30 protein-coding genes and 1 pseudogene are annotated in these 21,701 nt (G+C 63.7%); 29 read left to right on the top strand and 2 right to left on the bottom strand.

All coding sequences use genetic code 11. The features are described from left to right. Nucleotide 1: 1 nt before the first annotated feature. The 27 genes and pseudogenes from ACPS74_RS13890 (at nt 2) to ACPS74_RS13760 (ending at nt 19,136) form a co-directional block, all read left to right on the top strand. Complete coding sequence (locus tag ACPS74_RS13890; RefSeq protein WP_029648571.1) at nt 2-244, top strand: hypothetical protein; 243 nt, start codon at nt 2-4, stop codon at nt 242-244. A gap of 57 nt (nt 245-301) precedes the next feature. Next, nucleotides 302-649, top strand: coding sequence for a hypothetical protein (locus tag ACPS74_RS13885; protein ID WP_029648572.1), 348 nt, complete (start codon nt 302-304; stop codon nt 647-649). A gap of 176 nt (nt 650-825) precedes the next feature. Next, a complete protein-coding gene (locus ACPS74_RS13880) occupies nt 826-1,410 on the top strand; it encodes an RNase A-like domain-containing protein (RefSeq protein ID WP_083481300.1) in 585 nt (194 codons plus the stop codon). 19 nt (nt 1,411-1,429) lie between these two features. Further along, complete coding sequence (locus ACPS74_RS13875; RefSeq protein ID WP_029648573.1) at nt 1,430-1,723, top strand: hypothetical protein; 294 nt, start codon at nt 1,430-1,432, stop codon at nt 1,721-1,723. A 2-nt stretch (nt 1,724-1,725) separates the two neighbouring features. Then, nucleotides 1,726-1,962 (top strand): annotated as a pseudogene (locus ACPS74_RS13870) (phage portal protein); the annotation flags it as partial. Nucleotides 1,963-2,189: 227 nt separating this feature from the next. Further along, the gene (locus ACPS74_RS13865) at nt 2,190-2,366 is read left to right on the top strand and encodes a hypothetical protein (protein ID WP_029648575.1); all 177 of its coding nucleotides are present in this window, start codon (nt 2,190-2,192) and stop codon (nt 2,364-2,366) included. Then, nucleotides 2,366-2,977: an HK97 family phage prohead protease gene (locus ACPS74_RS13860; RefSeq protein ID WP_051381683.1), complete on the top strand. Its 612-nt coding sequence runs from the start codon at nt 2,366-2,368 to the stop codon at nt 2,975-2,977. Before ACPS74_RS13865 ends, ACPS74_RS13860 begins: the two co-directional genes overlap by 1 nt. Nucleotides 2,978-3,129: 152 nt before the next feature. Next, complete coding sequence (locus ACPS74_RS13855) at nt 3,130-4,356, top strand: phage major capsid protein (protein ID WP_029648577.1); 1,227 nt, start codon at nt 3,130-3,132, stop codon at nt 4,354-4,356. A 70-nt stretch (nt 4,357-4,426) separates the two neighbouring features. Then, nucleotides 4,427-5,002, top strand: coding sequence for a head-tail connector protein (locus ACPS74_RS13850; protein WP_029648578.1), 576 nt, complete (start codon nt 4,427-4,429; stop codon nt 5,000-5,002). After that, on the top strand, nt 4,999-5,325 hold the full coding sequence (locus tag ACPS74_RS13845; RefSeq protein ID WP_029648579.1) for a phage head closure protein: 327 nt from the start codon (nt 4,999-5,001) through the stop codon (nt 5,323-5,325). Before ACPS74_RS13850 ends, ACPS74_RS13845 begins: the two co-directional genes overlap by 4 nt. A 10-nt stretch (nt 5,326-5,335) precedes the next feature. After that, nucleotides 5,336-5,731, top strand: a complete 396-nt coding sequence (locus ACPS74_RS13840) for a DUF3168 domain-containing protein (RefSeq protein WP_029648580.1) — start codon at nt 5,336-5,338, stop codon at nt 5,729-5,731. 12 nt (nt 5,732-5,743) lie between these two features. Next, the gene (locus ACPS74_RS13835; protein WP_029648581.1) at nt 5,744-6,151 is read left to right on the top strand and encodes a phage major tail protein, TP901-1 family; all 408 of its coding nucleotides are present in this window, start codon (nt 5,744-5,746) and stop codon (nt 6,149-6,151) included. A gap of 161 nt (nt 6,152-6,312) precedes the next feature. After that, on the top strand, nt 6,313-6,669 hold the full coding sequence (locus ACPS74_RS13830; RefSeq protein ID WP_029648582.1) for a gene transfer agent family protein: 357 nt from the start codon (nt 6,313-6,315) through the stop codon (nt 6,667-6,669). A 62-nt stretch (nt 6,670-6,731) separates the two neighbouring features. Next, nucleotides 6,732-6,905: a rcc01693 family protein gene (locus tag ACPS74_RS13825; RefSeq protein WP_083481301.1), complete on the top strand. Its 174-nt coding sequence runs from the start codon at nt 6,732-6,734 to the stop codon at nt 6,903-6,905. Continuing rightward, nucleotides 6,902-7,495, top strand: coding sequence for a phage tail tape measure protein (locus ACPS74_RS13820; protein WP_029648583.1), 594 nt, complete (start codon nt 6,902-6,904; stop codon nt 7,493-7,495). Before ACPS74_RS13825 ends, ACPS74_RS13820 begins: the two co-directional genes overlap by 4 nt. Nucleotides 7,496-7,510: 15 nt before the next feature. Further along, on the top strand, nt 7,511-8,149 hold the full coding sequence (locus ACPS74_RS13815; RefSeq protein WP_029648584.1) for a DUF2460 domain-containing protein: 639 nt from the start codon (nt 7,511-7,513) through the stop codon (nt 8,147-8,149). A gap of 121 nt (nt 8,150-8,270) precedes the next feature. Beyond that, nucleotides 8,271-9,161, top strand: coding sequence for a DUF2163 domain-containing protein (locus ACPS74_RS13810; RefSeq protein ID WP_029648585.1), 891 nt, complete (start codon nt 8,271-8,273; stop codon nt 9,159-9,161). Then, a complete protein-coding gene (locus ACPS74_RS13805) occupies nt 9,158-9,589 on the top strand; it encodes an NlpC/P60 family protein (RefSeq protein WP_029648586.1) in 432 nt (143 codons plus the stop codon). Before ACPS74_RS13810 ends, ACPS74_RS13805 begins: the two co-directional genes overlap by 4 nt. A 137-nt stretch (nt 9,590-9,726) precedes the next feature. Then, nucleotides 9,727-13,608, top strand: a complete 3,882-nt coding sequence (locus ACPS74_RS13800) for a baseplate multidomain protein megatron (RefSeq protein WP_029648587.1) — start codon at nt 9,727-9,729, stop codon at nt 13,606-13,608. Between the two features lie 8 nt (nt 13,609-13,616). Further along, a complete protein-coding gene (locus ACPS74_RS13795; RefSeq protein ID WP_425622380.1) occupies nt 13,617-15,212 on the top strand; it encodes a DUF2793 domain-containing protein in 1,596 nt (531 codons plus the stop codon). Between the two features lie 166 nt (nt 15,213-15,378). After that, nucleotides 15,379-15,990 (top strand): N-acetylmuramoyl-L-alanine amidase, encoded by a 612-nt coding sequence (locus ACPS74_RS13790; protein ID WP_029648155.1) that lies wholly within the window; start codon nt 15,379-15,381, stop codon nt 15,988-15,990. A 40-nt stretch (nt 15,991-16,030) separates the two neighbouring features. Beyond that, the gene (locus ACPS74_RS13785) at nt 16,031-16,207 is read left to right on the top strand and encodes a hypothetical protein (protein ID WP_193392170.1); all 177 of its coding nucleotides are present in this window, start codon (nt 16,031-16,033) and stop codon (nt 16,205-16,207) included. A gap of 1 nt (nt 16,208) precedes the next feature. Next, nucleotides 16,209-16,430, top strand: a complete 222-nt coding sequence (locus tag ACPS74_RS13780) for a hypothetical protein (protein WP_029648154.1) — start codon at nt 16,209-16,211, stop codon at nt 16,428-16,430. Next, the gene (locus ACPS74_RS13775; RefSeq protein WP_210165920.1) at nt 16,396-16,611 is read left to right on the top strand and encodes a hypothetical protein; all 216 of its coding nucleotides are present in this window, start codon (nt 16,396-16,398) and stop codon (nt 16,609-16,611) included. Before ACPS74_RS13780 ends, ACPS74_RS13775 begins: the two co-directional genes overlap by 35 nt. Before the next feature lie 75 nt (nt 16,612-16,686). Further along, nucleotides 16,687-17,055, top strand: a complete 369-nt coding sequence (locus ACPS74_RS13770; RefSeq protein WP_029648152.1) for a PepSY domain-containing protein — start codon at nt 16,687-16,689, stop codon at nt 17,053-17,055. A gap of 22 nt (nt 17,056-17,077) precedes the next feature. Further along, a complete protein-coding gene (locus ACPS74_RS13765; protein ID WP_029648151.1) occupies nt 17,078-17,755 on the top strand; it encodes a response regulator transcription factor in 678 nt (225 codons plus the stop codon). 4 nt (nt 17,756-17,759) lie between these two features. Further along, nucleotides 17,760-19,136 carry an ATP-binding protein gene (locus ACPS74_RS13760; RefSeq protein WP_029648150.1) on the top strand — a complete coding sequence of 459 codons (1,377 nt, stop codon included), beginning with the start codon at nt 17,760-17,762 and terminating at the stop codon, nt 19,134-19,136. Between the two features lie 75 nt (nt 19,137-19,211). On the opposite strand, the gene ACPS74_RS13755 is transcribed toward ACPS74_RS13760, so the two are convergent. Together ACPS74_RS13755 and ACPS74_RS13750 are read right to left on the bottom strand one after the other, a co-directional pair. Then, the gene (locus tag ACPS74_RS13755; protein WP_018407137.1) at nt 19,212-19,607 is read right to left on the bottom strand and encodes a DUF3126 family protein; all 396 of its coding nucleotides are present in this window, start codon (nt 19,605-19,607) and stop codon (nt 19,212-19,214) included. A 122-nt stretch (nt 19,608-19,729) separates the two neighbouring features. Continuing rightward, nucleotides 19,730-20,242, bottom strand: coding sequence for a hypothetical protein (locus ACPS74_RS13750; protein WP_036241169.1), 513 nt, complete (start codon nt 20,240-20,242; stop codon nt 19,730-19,732). A gap of 188 nt (nt 20,243-20,430) precedes the next feature. Here ACPS74_RS13750 and ACPS74_RS13745 point away from each other — a divergent pair, with 188 nt between their 5' ends. Further along, nucleotides 20,431-21,060: a DNA-3-methyladenine glycosylase I gene (locus tag ACPS74_RS13745; protein ID WP_029648148.1), complete on the top strand. Its 630-nt coding sequence runs from the start codon at nt 20,431-20,433 to the stop codon at nt 21,058-21,060. 4 nt (nt 21,061-21,064) lie between these two features. After that, nucleotides 21,065-21,697: an HD family hydrolase gene (locus ACPS74_RS13740; protein WP_029648147.1), complete on the top strand. Its 633-nt coding sequence runs from the start codon at nt 21,065-21,067 to the stop codon at nt 21,695-21,697. Nucleotides 21,698-21,701: the final 4 nt, after the last annotated feature.

The raw sequence follows: 21,701 nt of genomic DNA, 5'->3' as shown, positions 1-21,701 counted from the left end.
GATGGGGCTTCATGGTCTCAAAGGAATGCTCGAGTTCCTTGCTTATTTGCGCAAAAAGAAGATCATGTACCGAATTGAGCAGCAGGTCGATGACGGGCTTGAAGTTTCCTTCGCGCTCGTCGGCTATCGATTCGAAGTGACTTTTTTCGCAGACCACATGGAATTCAGCTATTTTACCGGCCACGAGGATGTCGAAACGGACGAAAAGAAAATGTTCGACCTTATCGAGAGTCACTCTGACTGAGAGACAAAGGCAAGAGCCAGCAGCTAACGCCAAGACGATGCGAAAATGCCTACACGAATGTCCGACGAATTTGAAGGATTTTGCCTTGGGCTTGATATTGCGCTTTCGCGCGATCACGCTAAAGCCACGACGCAGGAGGCATCCCTGAAGCGACTGGATGACGCCATATCGGAATCTCTGTCGTGTTTCGATCTGGCTGGCCTCGAGAGATTGAGGGCATTTTTGTCAAACGTCATTGAGAGCAAGAACCCAAGCGTGGAGTTCGAGACGCTTTGGTTAAGCCTGAAGCCAACCAAAGTGTTTTTTGGGCCACCAAAAGCACAGCAAGAAGACACCGGCTACGTCTTCATCTTCAAAAGGGCCCGGCAAATCGTAGAAAACAAAATGGCTTCGCAACACGAATAAGACTGGCTCGGCGAAAGAGGGCGAACGCGCCGCCGAATGGGAACGCGTCGGCAAGGCCGCGTTCCTGACGGACGAGCAGCGCGAGGCGCTGGGGCTATGGCCCGGCGCCGAAAGAAGCGTTCGTCGCCAAACGCGATGTCGGTCTGGAGCGCCGCTACAGCCCGGATCAGCCACGCGTGCCGGCGGGAAATTCCGGCGCCGGGCAATGGACGAGCGGCGGAGGTGGCGGAGAGAGCGACTGGAATGCAAGCGACGATTCGACTGATGCTTCAACCGTTGCGCCAAGGCTTAGAACCGCACAAAATGAGAATCGTGATCGCTACGTCGTCAAACTGAACGATGAAGAAGACTACGGACATACAATTGAGAGACACGTTGGCAAAAGCGATGATGAGTTGCTCGCAAGAATCGAAAATGAACGGCGCCGGACGACATTAGGGCCACTTGGAAGTATCGTGGAATATCAGCCAACTGTGGGATCGTTCGATTCCAAAGAATCGGCAAATGATTTTGTCAATCGCGTTCTGGAAGCCAACAAGGAGTTGGTGGATGCGGTCGCTGAGGGAAAAGTGCCGGTTGCAACGATCGATCGCCTATTCGGATATCGGACCGGCAGGGAAGCTTATTTAGCGTCTGGAATTTCCACTCCCGTCATCCGACCGACATTTGCTGTGCGGGTTGTCATACACAGGGATTCAAAGGCTGAGAATGGCTACAGGGTCCGAACCGCATTTCCGATAAACCCGCGGTCGCGCAACTAGTCGAACGAAGGACATTGCGATGATTGTTCCTCATTCATTCTGGAATATGTGCGTTTGGTTCAACCGAGAATTGGAAGAGGACATCCCGGAAGGCTCAGACGACATTGATTACGCTATCAGCAATATAGATCAGCGGGAAAAGCAAGACGTCCGAGATTTTCTGGCCAAGGCCTTGACGAGCGACCTAAGCGACGAGGAGCTAGAAGACATCTGGTTTCGCGGTGGCGCACTCGTTGGTTTTGTCGATCGACGACACTATCGAGTCTATCTTGAAGAGATATGGCGACGGCTGAAAGCTAAGGGCTCTTCCTAAGGAAAGCGCTGTCGCTTTCGCCAAAGGACATGGATTTCACGGAGTCGAAAGCGGGCGCTGCGCGCGAGATCGCGCTCGCCTTCGGCGTGCCGCCGCTGCTTCTGGGCCTGCCCGGCGACAACACCTTCAGCAATTACGCCGAGGCCAATCGCGCCTTCTGGCGCCAGACCGTTCTGCCGCTCGTCGCGCGCGTGCAGAAGAGCTTTCAAGCCTGGCTGCAGCCGGGCTTCGCGTCGGCAATGACTGACGAACGCGCCTCCGCCGGAAATACGAAACCGCCCATGTCCGACATTTTGAACGCCATCTTGGAGCGCGGCGATCTCGCGCATCTTGCGCTGTTTCTGTGGGCCTGCGCCGCCACTGCGCAAGCTTATTTCGCCTTGCGGGAACTCGGCGAGGCGACGCGTCGCCTTGACGCCTTCGTGCGCGAACTCGCGCGCTTCAACCGACGTTGCAGGAGCGATCCATGAGTCAGAACAATTGGCTGCCGCATTTCTTCAAGCGTCCGCGCGCGCGCCATGCGCGCATGCGGGACGATCCCTCCGCCGTGTTCAAGACCTTCGTCGAACTGCTGGCGCAACTGCGGGCCGAAGCTCGCGCGGCGACCCATGCGCCGATCAACGCCCACGCGGAGAAGAGCTGATGACGGCGCTGCGAAAAACGACGCCGAGCGCGGGCGCGCCGGAAATCAAGCGCGCCGAGCTGCCGTTGCTACAGGCCAACGAGGCTGGCGCCTTCTCGGGCTACGCCAGTCTCTTCGGCGTGGTCGATTCAGGCGGCGACATGGTGATGGCCGGCGCCTTCGCGCGTTCGCTGATCAAGCGCGGCGCGCTGGGCGTGAAAATGCTATGGCAGCATCAGGCGGCCGAGCCGATCGGGCTTTGGACCTCGATCGTCGAAGATGCGCGCGGGCTGAAGGTCGAAGGGCGCCTCGATTTGTCGGTGGCGCGGGCGCGCGAAGCCCTGTCGCTGATGCGCAAGGGCGCCATCGACGGACTCTCCATCGGCTTTCGCACGCGGCGCGCCACGACCGAAAAATCGAGCGGCGTGCGCCGCCTGCACGAAATCGATCTGTGGGAGATCTCCATCGTTACCTTTCCGATGCTGCCGCAGGCGCGCATCGGGGCGGTAAAGCAAACTCACAGTGGCGCAGCACGCCTGGAGGCGCTCGGCGCGAAGCTCTCGCGCCTGAGGGCGCAGCGGGCCGCGCTTGAATTCGCGCAGGAGCTGCGGCGCGCCGCCGCACGCTGCTGACCGACGCAGAAGCGAACAATCGCATCGATTCCCGCCTTGCCGTCGGGCGCAAATGAACTTCGAGACGGTCTTTCCTAAGCGCGCGGACTTCCCGGCGACTCCAGCCGCGGGGCGCTTTTCCGCGCGCCGCGCTCAAACACGAGGCTCTATACATGTCAGCAGTTGAATCGAAATCCGCCGGCGACGACATTTTCGCCGATCTCAATCGCGCCTTCAGCGCCTTCAAGGAGACGAACGACGAGCGTTTGACTCAGCTCGAGAGCCGCCTCGGCGCCGACGTCGTGACCGAGGAGAAGCTCGCGCGCATCGACCACGCGCTCGACGACACCAAGAGCCGGCTTGATCGGCTGGCGCTCGAAATGCCTCGGCCGCGTATTGGCGGCAAGTTCATCGACGACCCCAGCGGACGCGAGCACAAGAGCGCCTTCAATCACTACATGCGCTCCGGCGAAGCGAGCGGCCTAAAGGCGCTCGAAGCCAAGGCGCTGTCGCGCGGCTCGGGCCCCGACGGCGGCTATCTCGTGCCGCTGCCGACCGAGCGCGAAGTTCTGCGCAGACTCGCGAAGTTCTCGCCGATCCGCGCGATCTCCAGCGTGCGCGAAATCTCCGGCGCGTCGCTGCGCCGCGCCTTTTCAACGACAGGTCCCGCCGCCGGATGGGTGGCGGAAGCCGATCCGCGCCCGCAGACCAACAATCAGCAGCTCGCCGACATGACCTTCCCGGCGATGGAGCTTTACGCCATGCCGGCGGCGACACAGGCGCTGCTCGACGACGCCGTCGTCGACATCGAACAATGGATCGCCGAGGAGGTGCAAACAGCCTTCGCCGAACAGGAAGGCGCGGCCTTTGTCACTGGCGACGGCGTCAACAAACCGAAGGGCTTTCTCTCCTATACAAGCGTCGCCGATGCGAGCTGGTCCTGGGGCAATATCGGCTATGTGGCGACCGGCGCCGCCGGCGCCTTCGCGGCGAGCGACCCCTCCGACGCGCTGGTCAATCTGGTTTACGCATTGCGCGCCGGCTTCCGCCAGAACGGCAAATTCGTCATGGGGCGGCGCGCGCAATCGCTGGTGCGCCAGTTCAAGACGACGACCGGCGATTACATCTGGGCGCCGCCCGCAACCGCCGACGCCAGCGCCTCGCTGATGAACTTCCCTGTCATCGAAGCCGAGGACATGCCGGACCCCGCCGCGAATTCTCTCTCCATCGCCTTCGGCGATTTTGAGCGCGGCTATGTGGTGGTGGACCGCGTCGGCATTCGCGTGCTGCGCGATCCCTACTCCGCCAAGCCCTACGTCCTTTTCTACACGACGAAGCGTGTCGGCGGCGGCGTGCAGAATTTCGAGGCGATCAAGCTGTTGAAATTCGCCGCATCCTAATCAGCCCGCCCCGTCGAGGCCGCGACGAGTAAGGTCGCGGCCATCTGCTCACCACAACCTAGGATGCGAGATGCGACCGATGCTCATCGGCGCGCCGGCGATCGAGCCCGTCTCGCTCGCCGACGCAAAATCATGGCTGCGTGAAGACGGCGTCGAAGAGGATGAATTGATTCAGGCGCTGATCGTCGCCGCGCGCATGACGCTCGAAGCCTATACAAAGCGCTTCTTCGTCACGCAAAGCTGGCGTCTCGTGTTCGACTCCTGGCCCACTTCGGTCGCCTCGAACGCGACGCTCCGCATTCCCTTCGCACCATTTCACTCGGTGACGGCGATCCGTGTGTTCGACGCCAACGACGCGCCGCAGACGCTCAATGCGGCGACCTTTCGCGCGCCCGAATCGATGGAAGGCGGCCGAGTCAGCTTCACATCGGCGCCTCCGGCGCCTGGACGCGCGAGCGATGGAATCGAGATCGACTTTACCGTCGGCTATGGCTCCGTCGCGAGCGACGCGCCGCAACCGCTGCGCCAGGCGATTTTGACGCTCGTCGCGCAGTGGCGCGAAAACCGCGGCGATAGCGGCGACGACGCTTTGCCCAAAACGGTCGCGCAGCTCGCTGCGCCCTTTCGAAGGGAGCGGCTGCTGTGAGCGGGCTCGCCATCGGCGCGTTGCGCCATCGCGTGACGCTCGAGGCGCCCATCGACGCGCCCGATGGCGCTGGCGGCTTTTCGCGCAGCTTTACGCCCGTCGCTGATCTTTGGGCGCGCATCGCGCCTTCCGGCGTGCGCGAGGATTTCGTCGAGCAACGCGCCGAACAGGCCGCAACTCTCGTCGTAACGATCCGCTGGCGTGACGATGTCTCAAAGGACATGCGCTTTGCTTATCGCGGTCGAAAACTTCGCATCCAATCGGTTGTAGATCCCGATGAGCGTCGGCGTTTTTTAATCTGCGCGTGCGAAGAGATCACTTAAAGGACTCGCCATGAGCGTTTCACCCGTCGTCGCGCTGCGCAAAGCGATCCGCGCCTATCTGCTCGCGGATGCGGGGTTCGGCCAAAAGCTTTACGACGAGGCGCCGCACGGAACCGAACCGCCCTATGCGCTTTTTGGCGAAGCGCAGCTGCGCGACTGGTCCGCCGATCTCTCGCCTGGCGCGGAGCAGCTCTTTACGATCGGCGTCACATCGACGATGCGGGGGCTAAGCGAAGCGCTCCAACTGGCCCAGCGCATCGCCGATCTTCTCGATGAGGCGGCGCTCAGTCCCGAGGGGCATCGGCTGATCGACTTGCGCTTCCTCTCTATGGAAACGCGTCGCGATCAGAACGGCCGCTTCGCGCTGGTCAATCTGCGCTTTCGCGCCACGACCGAATATCTTTAATGGAGCTCATTGATGGCCGCCCAGAAAGGCAAGGACCTTCTCTTGAAAATTCATGACGGCGCGAGCTTCGTCACGGTCGCCGGCTTGCGCACGCGACGCCTCGCGCTGAATGCCGACACGGTCGACGTGACCGACGCCGAGTCGAGCGGTCGCTGGCGCGAACTGCTCGACGGCGCCGGCTTGAAGCGCGCCAGCCTTTCCGGGACAGGCGTGTTCAAAGACCAGTCGTCGGATGCTCTCCTGCGCCAGACCTTCTTCGACGGGCTGCTGCGCGAATGGCAGATTGTCATTCCGGACTTCGGCGTGCTCTCGGGCCTGTTCCAGATCGCCAATCTCGATTACCGCGGCGAATATTCCGCCGAAGTGACTTTCGATATTTCGCTGGAATCGGCGGGCGCGCTCGCCTTCGCGGCGCTGTGAGGTTTGAACGGCTCAACTGTCATTCCCGACGCGCGAAGCGCGATCGGGAATCCAGGGGCAAAATCAAACATGCTTGTTGCGACTCTGGATTCCCGGTCAAGCCTTCGGCCTGACGGGAATGACAATTCCAGATGGACCAGCGCATTTCATGTGAGGACGCAATGGCGAACCGCAAGCGCGGCGAAATCGACGCGACGATCGACGGCAAAAGTTACACGCTCTGCCTGACGCTCGGCGCGCTCGCCGAACTTGAAAGCGGCTTTGGCGCCAGCGATCTTGTTGCGCTCGCGAGCCGATTTGAGGAACGACGACTTTCCGCACGCGACATACTGCGCATCATCGGCTGCGGGTTGCGCGGCGCGGGCAACAACATAACCGACGAAGACGTCGCCAGAATGAAAGTTTCGGAAGGTCTTGCGGGCTATGTGCGCATCGCGGCCGAACTCCTCGCCGCGACCTTCGGCGATGCGCCGGAGCAAAGCGCGACCGCAAACCCTCCGACGCCGCAGGACGCCTGAGGCAAACGGAAAAAGCGGCGCGCGACGCCTCCCATCGCGCGCCCTTTCCGTTTGCGCGCGCCATGGCCTTCGGGCTTGGCGTCCTGCGGCTCCCGTCGCGCGATTTTTGGTTGATGACGCCGCGCGAACTTTTTCGCGCGGTCGAGGGCGTCTATGGCGTCGCGCCGGGCGCGCCGTCGCGCGCGGCGCTTGAAGAAATGATGCGCCAATTTCCCGATTCTCAAGGATCGACATGACGACAACTTTCGACTCCTTCCCGGACCCGTTTAATGCACCGGGCGCGAATGAGCCTATCGCGACAGCTAACCTTCAAGCGACGAAACTTCTGCTCGATCAGATCAACGTCTCGGCGGGAAATGTCACGAAGACGCTTCACCTGGGTTTCGGGTCAGCGGCGGCGAGCGGCCGCAGCTTCAACGACGTGCTGTCGACGATCGCCCAGTCGCTGACGCGCATGGCCTTGCGCTCGGGAACCAAGGCGCTTGCCGAAGGACTGGTGAGCGGATTGAGCGGCATGTTTTCCGGCGCCTTCGGCGGCGCCGGTTCCGTTGCGCCTTTCGCGCAGGGCGGAGTCGTCGCAAGTCCAACCTATTTTGCAAGCGGCGGCGCGATGGGGCTGATGGGCGAGCGCGGCGCCGAGGCGATCATGCCGCTGGCGCGCGGCGCGGATGGCCGGCTCGGCGTCGTCGCGCAAAGCGCAGGCGCGCGTCCGGTGTCGGTCACGGTCAACATCGCTGCACAGGATATCGAAAGCTTCCGCCGTTCGGAGGCGCAGATCACGGGCGCCCTGGCGCGAGCCGTCGCGCGCGGCCAACGCAATCTCTAATCGGGCGCAGCCGGCATGAGCGATTTTCACGAGATCCGCTTTCCGCTTGATGTCTCGCTCGGCGGGCGCGGCGGACCGGAGCGGCGCACCGAGATCGTGACGCTCGGCTCCAATCGCGAGGCGCGAAACGCCCGCTGGGCGCATTCGCGGCGCCGCTATGAAGCTGGCTACGGCGTCAAGAGTCTCACGCAGCTCTCGCAGATCATCGAATTTTTCGAAGAGCGGCGCGGCCGGCTGTATGGCTTTCGCTGGCGCGATCGCGCCGATTGCGCCTCCTGCGCGCCGGGCGCGACGCCGAGCCCAACGGATCAAACAATAGGAATGGGAGATGGCGCGCGCGCCACATTCCAGCTTGTGAAGACGTACGGCGGCGCCTTTTCCGCTTATGCGCGCGACATCGTAAAGCCTTTCGCCGGAACGGCGCGCGTCGCGGTCGATGGCGTCGAGAAGTTGACGCCGGATGTGAGCGTCGACGTCACCATAGGAATCGTGACCTTCGCGCCGGGCGCGATACCCTCGGCGGGAGCAATCGTCACGGCCGGCTTTCTCTTCGACGTGCCGGTGCGCTTCGATACGGATTTTCTCGAGATCGACATGCACGCCTTCGAGGCCGGGGCGATTCCGCATATTCCGATCGTCGAAATCATTCCGTAGCTCCGTCATTGCGAGGAGGCGAAGCCGACGAAGCAATCCACAGATCGCGGACCGTGCTCTGGATCGCTTCGCCTTCGGCTGGCAATGACGCTGAAAGATCACACAAAAGTGGAATCCATCCATGCTCTCGCTCTCTCCTTCGATGCAGGCGAAGCTCGATCAGCGCGCCACCACATTCTGCCATTGTTGGCGCGTTTCGCGCAGCGACGCGACCGTGATGGGCTTCACCGATCATGATCGCGATCTGACTTTCAACGACGTAGTCTTCCGCGCCAACACCGGTCTCTCAGCGTCGCAACTCGAATCGAGCGTCGGCTTTGCGCCGGGAACGGGCGAAGCGGCCGGCGCCTTGAGCGACGAGAGCCTCATCGAGGCGGATCTGCTGAACGGCCTCTATGACGGCGCCTCGGTCGAAACATGGCTCGTCGACTGGACGAATGTCGCTGATCGCGCCTTGCTGGATATCGCGACGATCGGCGAGATACGCCGCGGCGAGAACGCTTTTTCTGCGGAGCTGCGCTCAAGCGCACACCTTTTCGATCAGCAGCAGGGCCGCGCCTTTCAACGCAGTTGTTCGGCGGATCTCGGCGACACGCGCTGCGGTCTTGACGTCATGGCGCCTGGCTTTCACGCGCCGGGCGTCGTCGCCGCCTTCGTCGGCGGCGCGATCGACGTCGATCTTTCGGAAAGTTTCGACAGCGGCTTTTTCACGGGCGGCGCGCTGACCTTTACGAGCGGCGCAAATGAAAACGCCCGCCAGACCGTCAAATCGCATCGCCAGGAAAATCTGCGCGCGAGCGTCACGCTATGGACGCCGCCGGGCGGCGCGATTGTCGCCGGAGACGCCGTTCTCATGACGGCGGGATGCGACAAGTCGCCGACGAGCTGCCGCGCCAAGTTCGACAATATCGTCAACTTCCGAGGCTTCCCGCATATGCCGGGCAATGATCGCGTCATCGCCTATCCGAGCGCGCTTGCGCCGGCGATGGACGGCGGGAGTTTTTTTAGATGACCCGCGCCGACATTGTCGCGGCGGCGCGGCGCTGGCGTGGCACGCCTTACGTGCATCAGGCTTCGCTCATGCAAGTCGGCTGCGACTGCCTCGGGCTCGTGCGCGGCGTCTGGCGCGACGTCGTCGGTAACGAGCCGGAGACAGCGCCCGCATATACGCCCGATTGGGCCGAAGCCTCGGGCGCCGAGACATTGCTTGACGCGGCCCATCGGCATTTCAGAGTGGCGGCTTTAAGCGATTTTCGTGAAGGCGACGTTCTGCTGTTTCGCTTTCGCGAACATCTCCCGGCGAAACATCTCGGCGTCGCGACATCGACGACGCATATGATTCACGCCCATGCCGGCGCCTGCGTCGCGGAGGTCGCGATTGGCTCGCATTGGCGCAACAAGCTTGTCACCGCCTTCGCCTTTCCGGGCGTGACTGACTGAATTCTTCCAATTTGTCATTCCCGGCAGGCCGAAGGCCTGACTGGGAATCCAGAGCCGCTCACGCGAGTCTCTGCAATGGTCTGGATTCACGATCGCGCGCGATGCGCGCGTCGGGAATGACATTCGACGAGATTTTCATGGCCACTCTTGTTCTGCAGACGATCGGCTCTGTCGCCGGCGGCGCGATCGGCGGACCTGTCGGTTCCTCTATCGGCCGCGTGCTCGGCGGCTTTGGCGGCTCCTTCGTCGACGCGGCGCTGCAACCGCATGCATCGCCGCGCTATTCGATCGGTCCGCGGCTGAAATCGATGGACGGGATCACCTCAACGGAAGGCGCCGGCGTGCCGCGAATCTATGGCCGCGCGCGCATCGGCGGACAAATGATCTGGGCGACGCGTTTTCTCGAACGCGTCAATGTGTCTTTTGCGCAGACACAGCATCAGGGCAAAGGCGGCGGGGGCGGCGGCGGCTTCAACGTTCAGTTCACCTATGCCTATTCGGCGAATTTCGCGATCGGGCTGTGCGAAGGGCCTGTCGCCTTCGTGCGACGCATCTGGGCTGACGGGTCAGAGCTCGACATGACGACGCTGCCGATTCGTATCTATCCCGGGACTGAAGATCAGGAGCCCGATGCGCTGATCGTCGCCAAAGAAGGGGCGGAGAACGCGCCCGCCTATCGTGGCCTCGCCTATATTGTTTTCGAGGATCTAGCGCTCGCGCCCTTCGGCAATCGCATTCCGCAATTTACGTTCGAAGTCGTGAAGCCCGTCGAAGGACTCGGCGCGATGATCCGCGCCGTCGACCTCATTCCCGGCGCGACGGAGGCCGGCTATCACCCTGCCCTCAAGCTCAATTTCTACTCTCCCGGCGCCACGGCGGCGGAAAATCGCCATCAGCTCACCGCGGCGACGGACTGGACCGCGTCGATCGACGCTTTGCAGGCGCTTTGCCCCAATCTCGAAAGCGTCGCGCTGGTCGTCGCCTGGTTCGGCGACGATCTTCGCGCTGAACATTGCACGATCGCGCCGCGCGTCGACGCGACATTCAAGACCATCGGTCAATTCAACTTCATTCTCGGCGGCTTCTGGCCGCCGGACTGGTCCGTCGCCGGGCTGACGCGCTCCACCGCGCGGCTCGTTTCGCAAATCGAGGGACGCTCGGCCTATGGCGGAACGCCCAGCGACGCGTCGGTGATGGCCGCTATCGCCGACCTCAAGGCGCGCGGCCTCGCGGTCACTTTCTATCCCTTCGTGATGATGGACGTGCCGCCAGGCAATACGCTGCCCAATCCTTACACAGGCGCCGTCGAACAGCCGGCGTCCCCATGGCGCGGACGCGTCACCTGCGATCCGGCGCCGGGTCGGCCGGGTTCACCTGACGCAACCCCGGCTGCTGCGGCGCAGCTCGACGCCTTCTTTACGCGCTATCGCGCCTTCATTCTGCATTACGCCAATCTTTGCGTTGCGGCCGGCGGCGTCGAGGCCTTCCTCATCGGCTCCGAGCTGATCGGCCTGACGCGCGTGCGCTCGGCGCCGGGCGAATATCCCGCCGTCGCGGCGCTGATGACTCTAGCGGCCGATGCAAAGGCGATCCTTGGCGCGCCAACCAAAGTCTCTTACGCCGCCGACTGGACCGAATATGGCGCGCATGTTCCTGTAAGCGGCGAGGCGCGCTTCCCGCTCGATCCGCTGTGGGCGTCAAGCGCCGTCGACTTCATCGGCGTCGACGTCTATTGGCCGCTCTCCGACTGGCGCGACGGCGACGCCCATCTCGACGCGCAGGAAGCGGCGAGCATTTATGATCTCGACTATCTCAAGTCTCGCGTCGCCTCGGGCGAGGCCTATGATTGGCATTACGCCGATGCAAACGCGCGCCTTACGCAAGATCGCACGCCGATCAGCGATGGGCTCGGCAAGCCTTGGATCTTCCGCCAGAAGGATTTTCTGTCGTGGTGGTCGCAACCGCATTACGAGCGCGTCGGCGGCGCTGAGCTGGCGGCGCCGACGGCATGGGTCCCGCAGTCGAAGCCGATCTGGATCGTCGAGACCGGATGTGCGGCGGTGGATCGCGGCGCCAATGCGCCGAATGTTTTTCCGGACCCGCGTTCGAGCGACGGCGGTCTGCCCTATTTTTCGCGCAACGGCCGCGATGATCTCATGCAGGCGCGATTCATCGAGGCGATGATCGCGCATTTCGATCCAACGGCGACCGGCGGCGCTGCGAGCAACCCGACGTCCAGCGTCTACGCCGGGCCGATGGTTGATCCGGCGCGCCTGCACATATGGTGCTGGGATGCGCGCCCCTTTCCGGCCTTTCCGACGCAGACCGACGCATGGAGCGACGCCGCCAATTGGGAGACGGGCCATTGGTTGAACGGACGACTCGAAGGCGCGCCGCTCGACCGCCTCCTGCCGGCGCTCGCCGGCGCCGTCTCCGCGCCTGAAATTGTCACACAGCGGCCAGACGTCGCCGGCTTTCTTGACGGCTATGTGCTGGAGCGACCGATGTCGCCGCGCGAGGCGATCGATCCTCTTGCCGCGCTCTTCGGCTTCGACGCCGTGGCGAACGGCGGCGCCTTGCGCTTCGTCGATCGGCGCGGGAAGCCGGTGTGCGAAATCGACGAAGACGATCTCGTCGCCGGCAAAACCGCCTCGCTCGTGACGCTGACGCGGGCGCAGGAAAGCGAACTGCCGCAGGAGATCGCGCTCTCCTTCTCCGATTCCGAGAACGACTTTCAGATGGCGCGAGTCTTATCTCGCAGACTTGAGGGCCGCTCGGCGCGCCAGAGTGAAGCGCAAGCCGCGGTGATGACGAATCGCGCCAATGCGCAGTCGCTTGCGGAGAGCTGGCTGCAAGACTTGTGGATCGGACGCGAAACCGCCGAATTTTCGCTGCGGCCCGGCCTTCTCGCTTTGCAGCCCGGCGATCTGGTGCGGCTCGCCGCAGCCGGCGGCGGCCGGCTGTTTCAAATTCAACGCATCACGGACGGCGCCGCGCGACAGATAAGCGCGCGCGCGGCGGACGCTTCCGTCTATGATTCGGCCGCGCCGCTGCTTGGACGCGCGAATGTCGTCTCGCCGAAGATGGTCGGACCGCCGAGAGTGGAAATTCTCGACCTTGCGCTCTGGCGCGACGAAGAAGCGCTCTCCTATGTCGCGGCCTTCGCCGATCCCTGGCCCGGTCCGCTCGCCATCTGGAGGATGACGTTCGGGGGCGGCTACGAGCAGATCGCCATCATCGACAAGCGCGCAACCATCGGCGAGACGCTCGACGTCCTTCGCGCCGGTCCCGCCGGACGTTTCGATAATGGAAGCAGCCTCACTGTCAGGATCGGCGCCGGGCAGCTTTCGTCGGTCGCCGACCTCGCCGCGCTCGCCGGACGTTCGGCGATGGCGATTCGCGTCGATGGCGACTGGGAGATCTTCGCTTTCGTGCAGGCCGAGCTGATCGGCGAAAAGACATATCGGCTGTCAAGGCTCCTTCGCGGCCTCGGCGGCGAGGAACATCTCGCCAAGCGCGATGCGCCGGCCGGCGCGACCGTCGTGCTGCTCAATGACGCGATCGCGCCACTTGCGCGCAAGGTCGCCGAGATTGGCGCGCCGACGACCTATCGCATCGGACCGGCGGATCGCGACTATGCGGAGCCGATCTTTGTTCAGCCGACGGTCGCCGCGACGAACAAGGCGCTGCGCCCCTACGCGCCGACGAAGGCGCGCGCGCGGCGCACGCCGGCCGGCGTCGTCATCGATTTCGTGCGGCGTGGACGCCTCGATTCTGACGCCTGGGAGACGCTCGATATTCCGCTCGGCGAGGCGAGCGAATCCTACGAAGCCGATATCTCGCTGCCGGCGAGCGGAACGCGCACGCTCACCGTCGCCGCAGCGTCGATGCTTTATCCCGCCGCCGACGAACTCGCCGATTTCGGCGCGCCGCAAAGCGAACTGACGCTGTCGCTTTATCAGATGAGCGCGACGGTCGGACGCGGCTTTCCAATGACGACGACTCTCACCGTCCAATAGGAATAACGATGACGCAAACCACGCATCTTGCGCTGCCCTTCATCGAAGCGGCGCAAGCGCAGAAGCACGTCACGCATAATGAAGCTCTGGCGCTGATCGACGCGCTGACGCAGCTTTCGGTCTCGGCGCGAGACGTGACGTCGCCGCCGGCGACGCCGGCCGAAGGCGATCGCGTGCTCATCGGCGCCGGCGCGACGGGCGCCTTCGCCGGCAAGACTGATCAGATCGGCACATTCCTCGCGGGCGGCTGGACCTTCCTTTCCGCGCAAGCCGGTTGGCGCGCCTATGTCGAAGCGGAATCGCTTCTGCTGCTCTATGACAGCGCGGGATGGATCGACTGCGGCCTGTCTCTGCGCCAGCTGCAAAATCTTGCGCTGCTCGGGATCGGCGCGACAGCCGACGGCGCCAATCCGCTGCTCGCCAAACTCAATGCCACGCTCTTCACCGCAAAAAGCGTCGGCGAAGGCGGCTCCGGCGATCTGCGCTTTGCCCTCAACAAGGAGAGCGCGGCGAAAACCGTCTCGCAGCTTTATCAATCCAACTATTCGGCGCGCGCCGAAACAGGACTGACCGGCGACGACAATTTCCACGTCAAAGTCTCGCCCGACGGTTCGGCATGGAATGAGTCGATCGTCGTCGACCGCACGACGGGCGCCGTCGCCTTTCCAAGCGGCGGGCCGACGAAGGTCCGCGTCTTCGCGTCGAGCGGCTCCTATACGCCGACGCCCGGGCTGCGATTTGCCGAAGTGCTGCTCTTTGGCGCCGGCGGCGGCGGCGGCTCCGGGGCGCGAACGGCCTCTGGCGCCGCAGCTTCCGGCGGCGCTGGCGGCGGCGGCGGCGGGCTGGCCCGCGGACGATTCACCGCGGCTCAGATCGGCGCCTCGAAAGCGGTCGCGATCGGCGCCGGCGGTTCCGGCGGCGCCGCGCAGACGACGAACTCCACGAACGGAAACGCTGGTTCCGCCGGCGGCGTCACCACGTTCGGAACGCTGCTGCACGCAGGCGCCGGGGGCGGCGGCGCGGGCGGACAGATCGGTGGCGCCTCGGGCGGCGGCGGCGCGGGCAGTCAAGCCTCGTCAGGCCTCTCAGGTTCAGGCGGAACTGGCGGTGTCGGCTCTTTTGGCGTGGGCTCGGGCGGTTCAGGCGCGGTCGGCGCCGCCGGGTCGCACGTTTTCGGCGGCGGCGGCGGCGGCGGATGCAACGCCGCCGGCTCGACGGCGGCCGCTGGAGGCTCATGCCTTTACAACGGCCCCTCCGGCGGCGGAGCCGGCGGCGGGATCACCGCAGCCAACGCCGTCGCGAACGGCGGGGCGGGCGGCGCCGTTTATGTCGCCGGATTACCCGTCATCGGCGCGGCGGGAATAGCCGCGAGCGCCGTGAATGGCGGCGTAGGCGGCTCATGGGTCGCAAGCGCCGGCCCATTTGAACAAGCCGGCGGCGGCGGGGGCGGCGGCGCTTCCAGCCTCACCGGGCCTGGCGCGGGCGGCGCCGGCGGTCTTGCTGGCGGAGGCGGCGGAGGCGGAGGCTCGGTTCAGAACGGCGCAAATTCCGGCGCCGGCGGCAATGGCGGGGACGGCTACGCCCTCATCTTTGAATTTTTCTGATCGAAGCGAACTGACCGCGCCGCTGGCGCGTCTGAACGCTGACGAGGGGAGCCGCATGGGTCCTTCTCGCTCATCTTGAGCGAGAAGCGCGCCGCGACCGCCCAACCATCGCGCTTTTTAGAAAGCGCTTTTCACAATCCATTCGACGAATTGAAGGAGTCGGCTCATGGCCTTCGCCGTGAAGAATCACGTCCTGCATTGCGACGGCAAGCCCGTCGCTCAAAAGCCGACGCCCAATGTCGGCGGCGTTTTGAAGCCCTCGCTGCTGATCATGCATTACACCGCCGCTCAGTCGGCGAAGGGGGCCATTTCCTGGCTGTGCAATCCGAATGCGAAAGCTTCCGCCCATCTCGTCATCGATCTCGACGGCGCGGTGACGCAGCTCGCGCCGTTCAATCGCGTCGCATGGCACGCGGGCAAAAGCGTTTGGAAGCGGCGCTCGAACTGCAACGCCTTTTCGATCGGCATAGAGCTCACGAACGCCGGACCGTTGACGAAGCTCGCCAATGGCAAATTCGCCGATGCATACGGAAAAAATGTGCCGGCGAGCCAGGTGGCGATGCTCGCGCACAAACTCGACAAGGGCGGGGAAAAGCCCTGGATGATCTATCCCGCCGTTCAGATCTCCGTCGCTGTCGATATCGCCAAGGCGCTCTGCCAGACCTACGGCATCAATGACATCGCCGGTCATGACGATATTGCGCCGACGCGCAAGCGCGATCCGGGTCCCGCCTTCGCCATGGAATCGTTCATCTCGCGAGTCCTCGGCCGCAAGTGAAACCGCGCCGGCGGCTTCCGGCACTAAAAAGGAGTTCTCAATGCAAGGCTATCGCACTTTTGTCGCCGCCGGACTCGTCGCGCTGTTTGGCGCGCTCGCCTCGACCGACTGGATCGCCTTCCTCAACGATCCGAAGGCCGGCGCCATCGCCATTGGTTCGGCGGCGTTGATGGCGATCATGCGCAGCATCACTTCGACGCCGCCGGGAACAGCCTGACATGCCCAAGCTCATCGCGCTGGGTCTCGTCGCGGTCGCCGGCGTCGTCGCCTATGCGCTTGGGCGCGCAATGTTGGCGCGACTTGTCGCCGGCGGCGCCGCTAACGAGAAAGCGCGGCGCGCCGAATCCGATCTGCGCGCCGCCAAGCGCCAGGCCGAAATCATGGTTGAGCGCAGGAGCGTGGAAGATGTTTCGCAAGATCTCGATCATGGTCGCTTTTAGCCTGGTTCTTGCGGCATGCCAGTCGACGGGCGGCGGCTGTCCGCCGCTCGTCGCCTACTCTCTCCAAGAGCAGAAGATTGCGGCGAAGCAGTTGCTCGCCTTGCCCCAAAACGCGCCTCTCGCCGCCATGATCGTCGACTACAAGAAAATGCGGGACGCCTGCCGCGCCTCGGAGAGCTGAGGCGCGCGGCCGCATTTTTTGACTATTCATTGCGCATTCAGGGCATTCGGCCGACTATGCGCCGGGGAGAGGCGCATGCGGGCCGCCGGAGCTTGTTGGAGACGGGCGCTCACCGTCGCCGCTCTCGCGGCGACGGCCGATTTCCTGTGGGCCGCCGCCAGCCGCGCCGAAGACGCTCCCGCACGGCTGCAGTGCTTCACCATGGCGCAGGCGCGCAGCAAGATGGAAGCGCAGAAGCTCGCCGATCCTTTCCGGTGCATGCGGGATGTCGCCCTGCGGCTGCACGCCGAGCCGCTCGGCGCGCGACTGTGCCAATTGGGCGAAGGACTTATTTATGAGATCAGCCTGCTGCGCCGGGACGGCCACATCGTCAAGTTTCTTGTCGACGCGTTCAGCGGGCGGCCTCATTCTAGCTCTATAGGCGCTGACTCTACAGACAATTGAGTCTCGCACGCGGGAGGATGCATTGCGGCTGCTGGTCGTTGAAGACGACAAGGATTTGAACCGCCAGATCGTTCGTGCGCTCGAACAGTCGGGCTATGCGGTGGACCGCGCCTACGATGGCGAGGAAGGTTGCCATCTCGGCGAAACGGAGCCCTACGACGCCGTCGTCCTCGACATCGGTCTGCCGAAGAAGGACGGCGTGACCATTCTCGAAGAATGGCGCGCGGCGGGACGCGACATGCCGGTGCTGATCCTCACCGCGCGCGACCGCTGGAGCGACAAGGTGCAAGGCTTCGACGCCGGCGCCGATGATTATGTTGCAAAGCCCTTCCACATGGAGGAGGTGCTGGCGCGCATCCGCGCGCTGCTACGCCGCGCGACGGGCCACGCGACGAATGAAATCGTCTGCGGCGCGGTGCGACTCGACACCAAAGCCGGCCGCGTCGTCGTGGACGGCGCGGCCGTGAAGCTCACTTCGCACGAATACCGGCTGCTCGCCTATCTGATGCATCACAGCGGACGCGTCGTATCCCGCAGCGAAATCATCGAGCATTTATACGATCAGGACTTTGATCGCGATTCGAACACGATCGAAGTCTTCGTCGGCAGGTTGCGCAAAAAGCTTGGCGTCGATCTCATCCAGACCGTGCGCGGTCTGGGCTACATGGCGGCCGCGCCGGCAAAGGACGCCGGACGCTAGGCGCATGCCCCTTTCCTTTGTCTCCATTCGCTCCATCGCCGCGCGTCTGTTCCTGACGGCGGCGGCGATGAGTTCGGTCGTGCTGATCGTCGCCAGCATTCTTCTTACCGCCTACTACCGAAGCGAAGCGGAAGAGGTTTTCGAACGTCGCCTCGACGTGTACCTGCGCGCCATCGTCGCGGACGTGTCGGAGTCGGGACAGGAGGGACGCACCGGCCCTGGCCAGCTCGGCGACCCGCAATTCGAATTGCCGGGCTCGGGGTGGTACTGGCAGATCACGCGTCTCGACGACAAGTCTCATGACATCAAGGCGTCGCGCTCGCTCTTCGCCAACACGCTGCCCAAGCTCTCAGAGCTTGGCGTCGCAGCGGAGGTCGGCGGCTTTCGTCGCGGCTATGGGCCTGGCCCGGACGGGCGCAGGCTGCGCATCGTCGAGCGCGTCATCGACGTCGGCGACCTCGGCATCTATCTCGTGCAGGTCGCAGGCAGCGGCGAAGAGATGGAAGAGCAAATCGCCCGCTTTCGCTTCGCGCTGATCGTCGCTTTCGCGGCGCTCGCGATTGCGCTCGCCATCGGCGCCGCCTTCCAGGTCCGCTTCGGCTTGCGGCCTTTGAGGCAACTGCAGCGCGAACTCGCATCGATCCGCGGCGGAGAGCGCGAGCGCATCATCGACGCCTACCCAAGCGAAGTCGCGCCGCTCGCCGAAGAGCTCAATCTGCTGATCAGCGCCAATCGCGACATTCTCGAACGCGCGCGCACGCAGGTCGGCAATCTCGCCCATGCGCTGAAAACGCCGCTCTCCGTCATCGTCAATGAGGCCGATTCCGCGCCAGGGCAACTCGCCGGAAAAGTTCAAGAACAGGCGCAGATCATGCGCGATCAGATCTCCTTCTATCTCGACCGGGCGCGGGCTGCGGCGCGCGGCGGCGCGCTCGGCGCCGCGACGCAGATTGCGCCGTCGATCGACGCCTTGCTGCGCGCCTTTAGTAAAATCTATGGCGACAAGGGCGTGATCTTTTCCGGCGGCGCCGATCCGCGTCTGCGCTTTCTTGGCGAGCGCCAGGACCTCGAAGAAATGATCGGCAATCTCCTCGACAACGCCGGCAAATGGGCGAAGAGCCGGGTGACGATCGACGTCTGCGTCGAAGGCGCGTCGCGGCCGACGCTGCGCGTCACTATCGACGACGACGGGCCGGGACTTGCTTCGCATTTGCGCGCGGCGGCGACGCAGCGTGGGCGGCGTCTCGACGAAACCAAGCCTGGATCAGGTCTCGGCCTGTCAATTGTCGTCGATCTCGCCGCCGCCTATGGCGGCTCGCTGCAGCTCAACGACAGCCCCAACGGCGGTTTGCACGCAGAGCTTCGATTGCCGGGGTTTTGAACGGCGTGAGTCCGGCCTAAGCAAGGCCCCGGACCGATCAGCGATGGAACGGCCGCCCCCGATTCGGGCAGCGCGTCACTCTTCTTCGAGATCGAAATCGAGAATGGCGACTTGCAGCGTGAAGCTCGACAGCTTCGGATCGTCAGCGGAGATGACGCCAAGAAATTCCCCGTCGGCGTTGAGTTCGACGGAATCCATTTTCCGCCCGCGCGCCACGATCGACAAGCGATCGTTTTCGAAGAGCTTGCGCAAATAGGACTGCAGCACTTCGCGTCCAACGGGAATTTTCATCTCGAAGGCGAAGGAACGATCGCCGTCTTCGTCGTCGACCGAGATCGAAGCGATCCTTCGCTCGCCAAGATGCACGGCCGCGTCGTCCGGATTCTTCGGATCCGCTGTGACGCGAACGCCCTCATTGCCGAGCGAACGGCGCAGGAACGCCTGCAGTTTTCGCAACTCGGTTTTATCCAAACGCCCGCCCTCGTTCAGCGATCAGCTTCATTCCCTCTGCCACGACGCCTTTCGCCGAGCAAGAGCGCAAGAAAAACGCCCGGCGGAGAGCCGCCGGGCGACGACAAAAAGCGCGAAGAACGTTATTCGCCTGCGGCTTTCAGCCTCTTGTTGCATTCGCTCCAATATTTTGGCCAGGTGATTTTTGAACCGGCCTTTTTGAGCTCAGCCTTTTTCGCCTTCCATTCCTCGCTGCATTTCTTCTGGCGCTCGCGCGTCGCGGTTTTCGGGTCCGTCGCGGGTTTGGGGCTCGGGGTCGCTTCGGTCGCGGCGGGCGGAGGAGTCGGCTCGACGGGCTTGGTCTCGGTCACCGGCGGCGGCGTAGGCTTCGACTCTGCGGCGGCCGGCGGCGGCGTCTCGGGCTTCGCCTCGGCAGGCTTGGTCTGCTCGGCCAGCCGCCCGCGACAGGCTTTCAAAAACTCCTGCCAGCTCTGGCCGCCGAGTTCATTAGCGGCTTTAGCCGCCTGGTATTGCGATCCGCATTCCTTCAATACATTGGCTTGCGCATACGCGTCCCCTGAGCTCGCGGCGAGGGCGACGGCGACGGCCAGAGCGCCGCCGGCCGCAGCGTAAGAAACAGCGATACGGATCCCCATATAAATCTCCATTGATGGACGGCGCGAACTGAGCCGCAACAACTGCGACGGCGCAACAGAAGCAGGACGCGCGCCATCTGCGCCCGCCGGGGCCGACGATAGTCCCAACTTGGTTGTGAACGCAATCCGAACGCGCGATAAAGCCCGAGCACGCGGCGTTTTTTCGTCCGCTTTATTAAAGGTGAGTCTTGGCAAGCGTTCGGGAACAGCCGGCAAGTTGGCGCGAACTCGCGGTCGTGTCCCATCTCGACGGGCTCAAACGTTGTCCGTGGCCCGGCGTCGATCCGCTTTACCTCGACTATCACGACAACGAGTGGGGGAGGCCCGAGCGGGACGGCCGGGCGCTCTTTGAAAAGCTGACGCTCGACGGCTTTCAGGCCGGCCTCTCGTGGATCACCATCCTGCGCAAGCGTGAGGCGTTTCGCGCCGCCTTCGACGGCTTCGAGCCGGCAAAGATCGCGAGATTTGATCAGAAGCGCGTCGCGGCGCTGATGGGCAATGATGCAATCGTGCGCAACCGCGCAAAAATCGAAGGCGCCGTGCTCTCGGCGCAGGCGTGGCTGGAGATTGAAGCGACGACCGGCTTTTCGGATTATCTGTGGGGTTTCGTGGACGGGCGTCCGATCGTCAATCACTGGACGCGCATGAGCGACGTGCCGACGCAAACCCCGCTTTCCGAACGCCTCTCCAAAGATCTCAAGGCGCGCGGCTTCAAATTCTGCGGACCGACGATCGTCTATGCCTTCATGCAGGCGGTCGGCATGGTAGACGATCATCTGACGGGCTGCCATCGCCACACAGGGGGCGAGGGCCACTAACGCGATGCGCGCTCCCCCAGCGAAAAATCTCGGGCGGCCGACGCCCGGCGAAGCGCCCCGCGCCTGGCAACGCATGTTGTCCGGACGCCGGCTCGATCTGCTCGACCCTTCGCCGCTCGACGTGGAGATCGAAGATATCGCGCATGGGCTCGCGCGCGTCGCGCGCTGGAACGGTCAGACAATCGGCGCGCATATATTCTCGGTCGCGCAACACAGCATGCTTGTGGAAAAAGTCGCTAGCGCGCTCGACCCGGCGATCGGTCGAACGGAGCGGCTTTACATGCTGCTGCATGATGCGCCGGAATATGTGATCGGCGATATGATCTCCCCCTTCAAGGCGGCGATCGGCGACGCATACAAAAGCGTCGAGGACCGCATATTGGGCGCGATTCTCCTGCGTTTCTCTCTGCCGCCGACGCCCTCTCCCGCACTGCGGCACCTGTGCAAAGAGGCCGATCGCGCCGCCGCTTTTTTTGAGGCCGTGCAGCTTGCGGGCTTTACACGGGGCGAAGCCGAGCGCATCTTCGGCCGCCCGGCGATCCCGCCGCAGCCCTTCATTGACGAACTCGCCCCGGCTCCCATTGAGGAGGCGCAGGCGCGTTTTCTCGCTCGGTTTCGGGCGGTCGACGAAAGTTGAAGAA

Origin of the sequence: Methylocystis sp. SB2, assembly GCF_049817085.1 — a bacterium.
Lineage (GTDB): Bacteria > Pseudomonadota > Alphaproteobacteria > Rhizobiales > Beijerinckiaceae > Methylocystis > Methylocystis rosea.
This window is presented reverse-complemented; position numbering and strand designations above follow the sequence as displayed.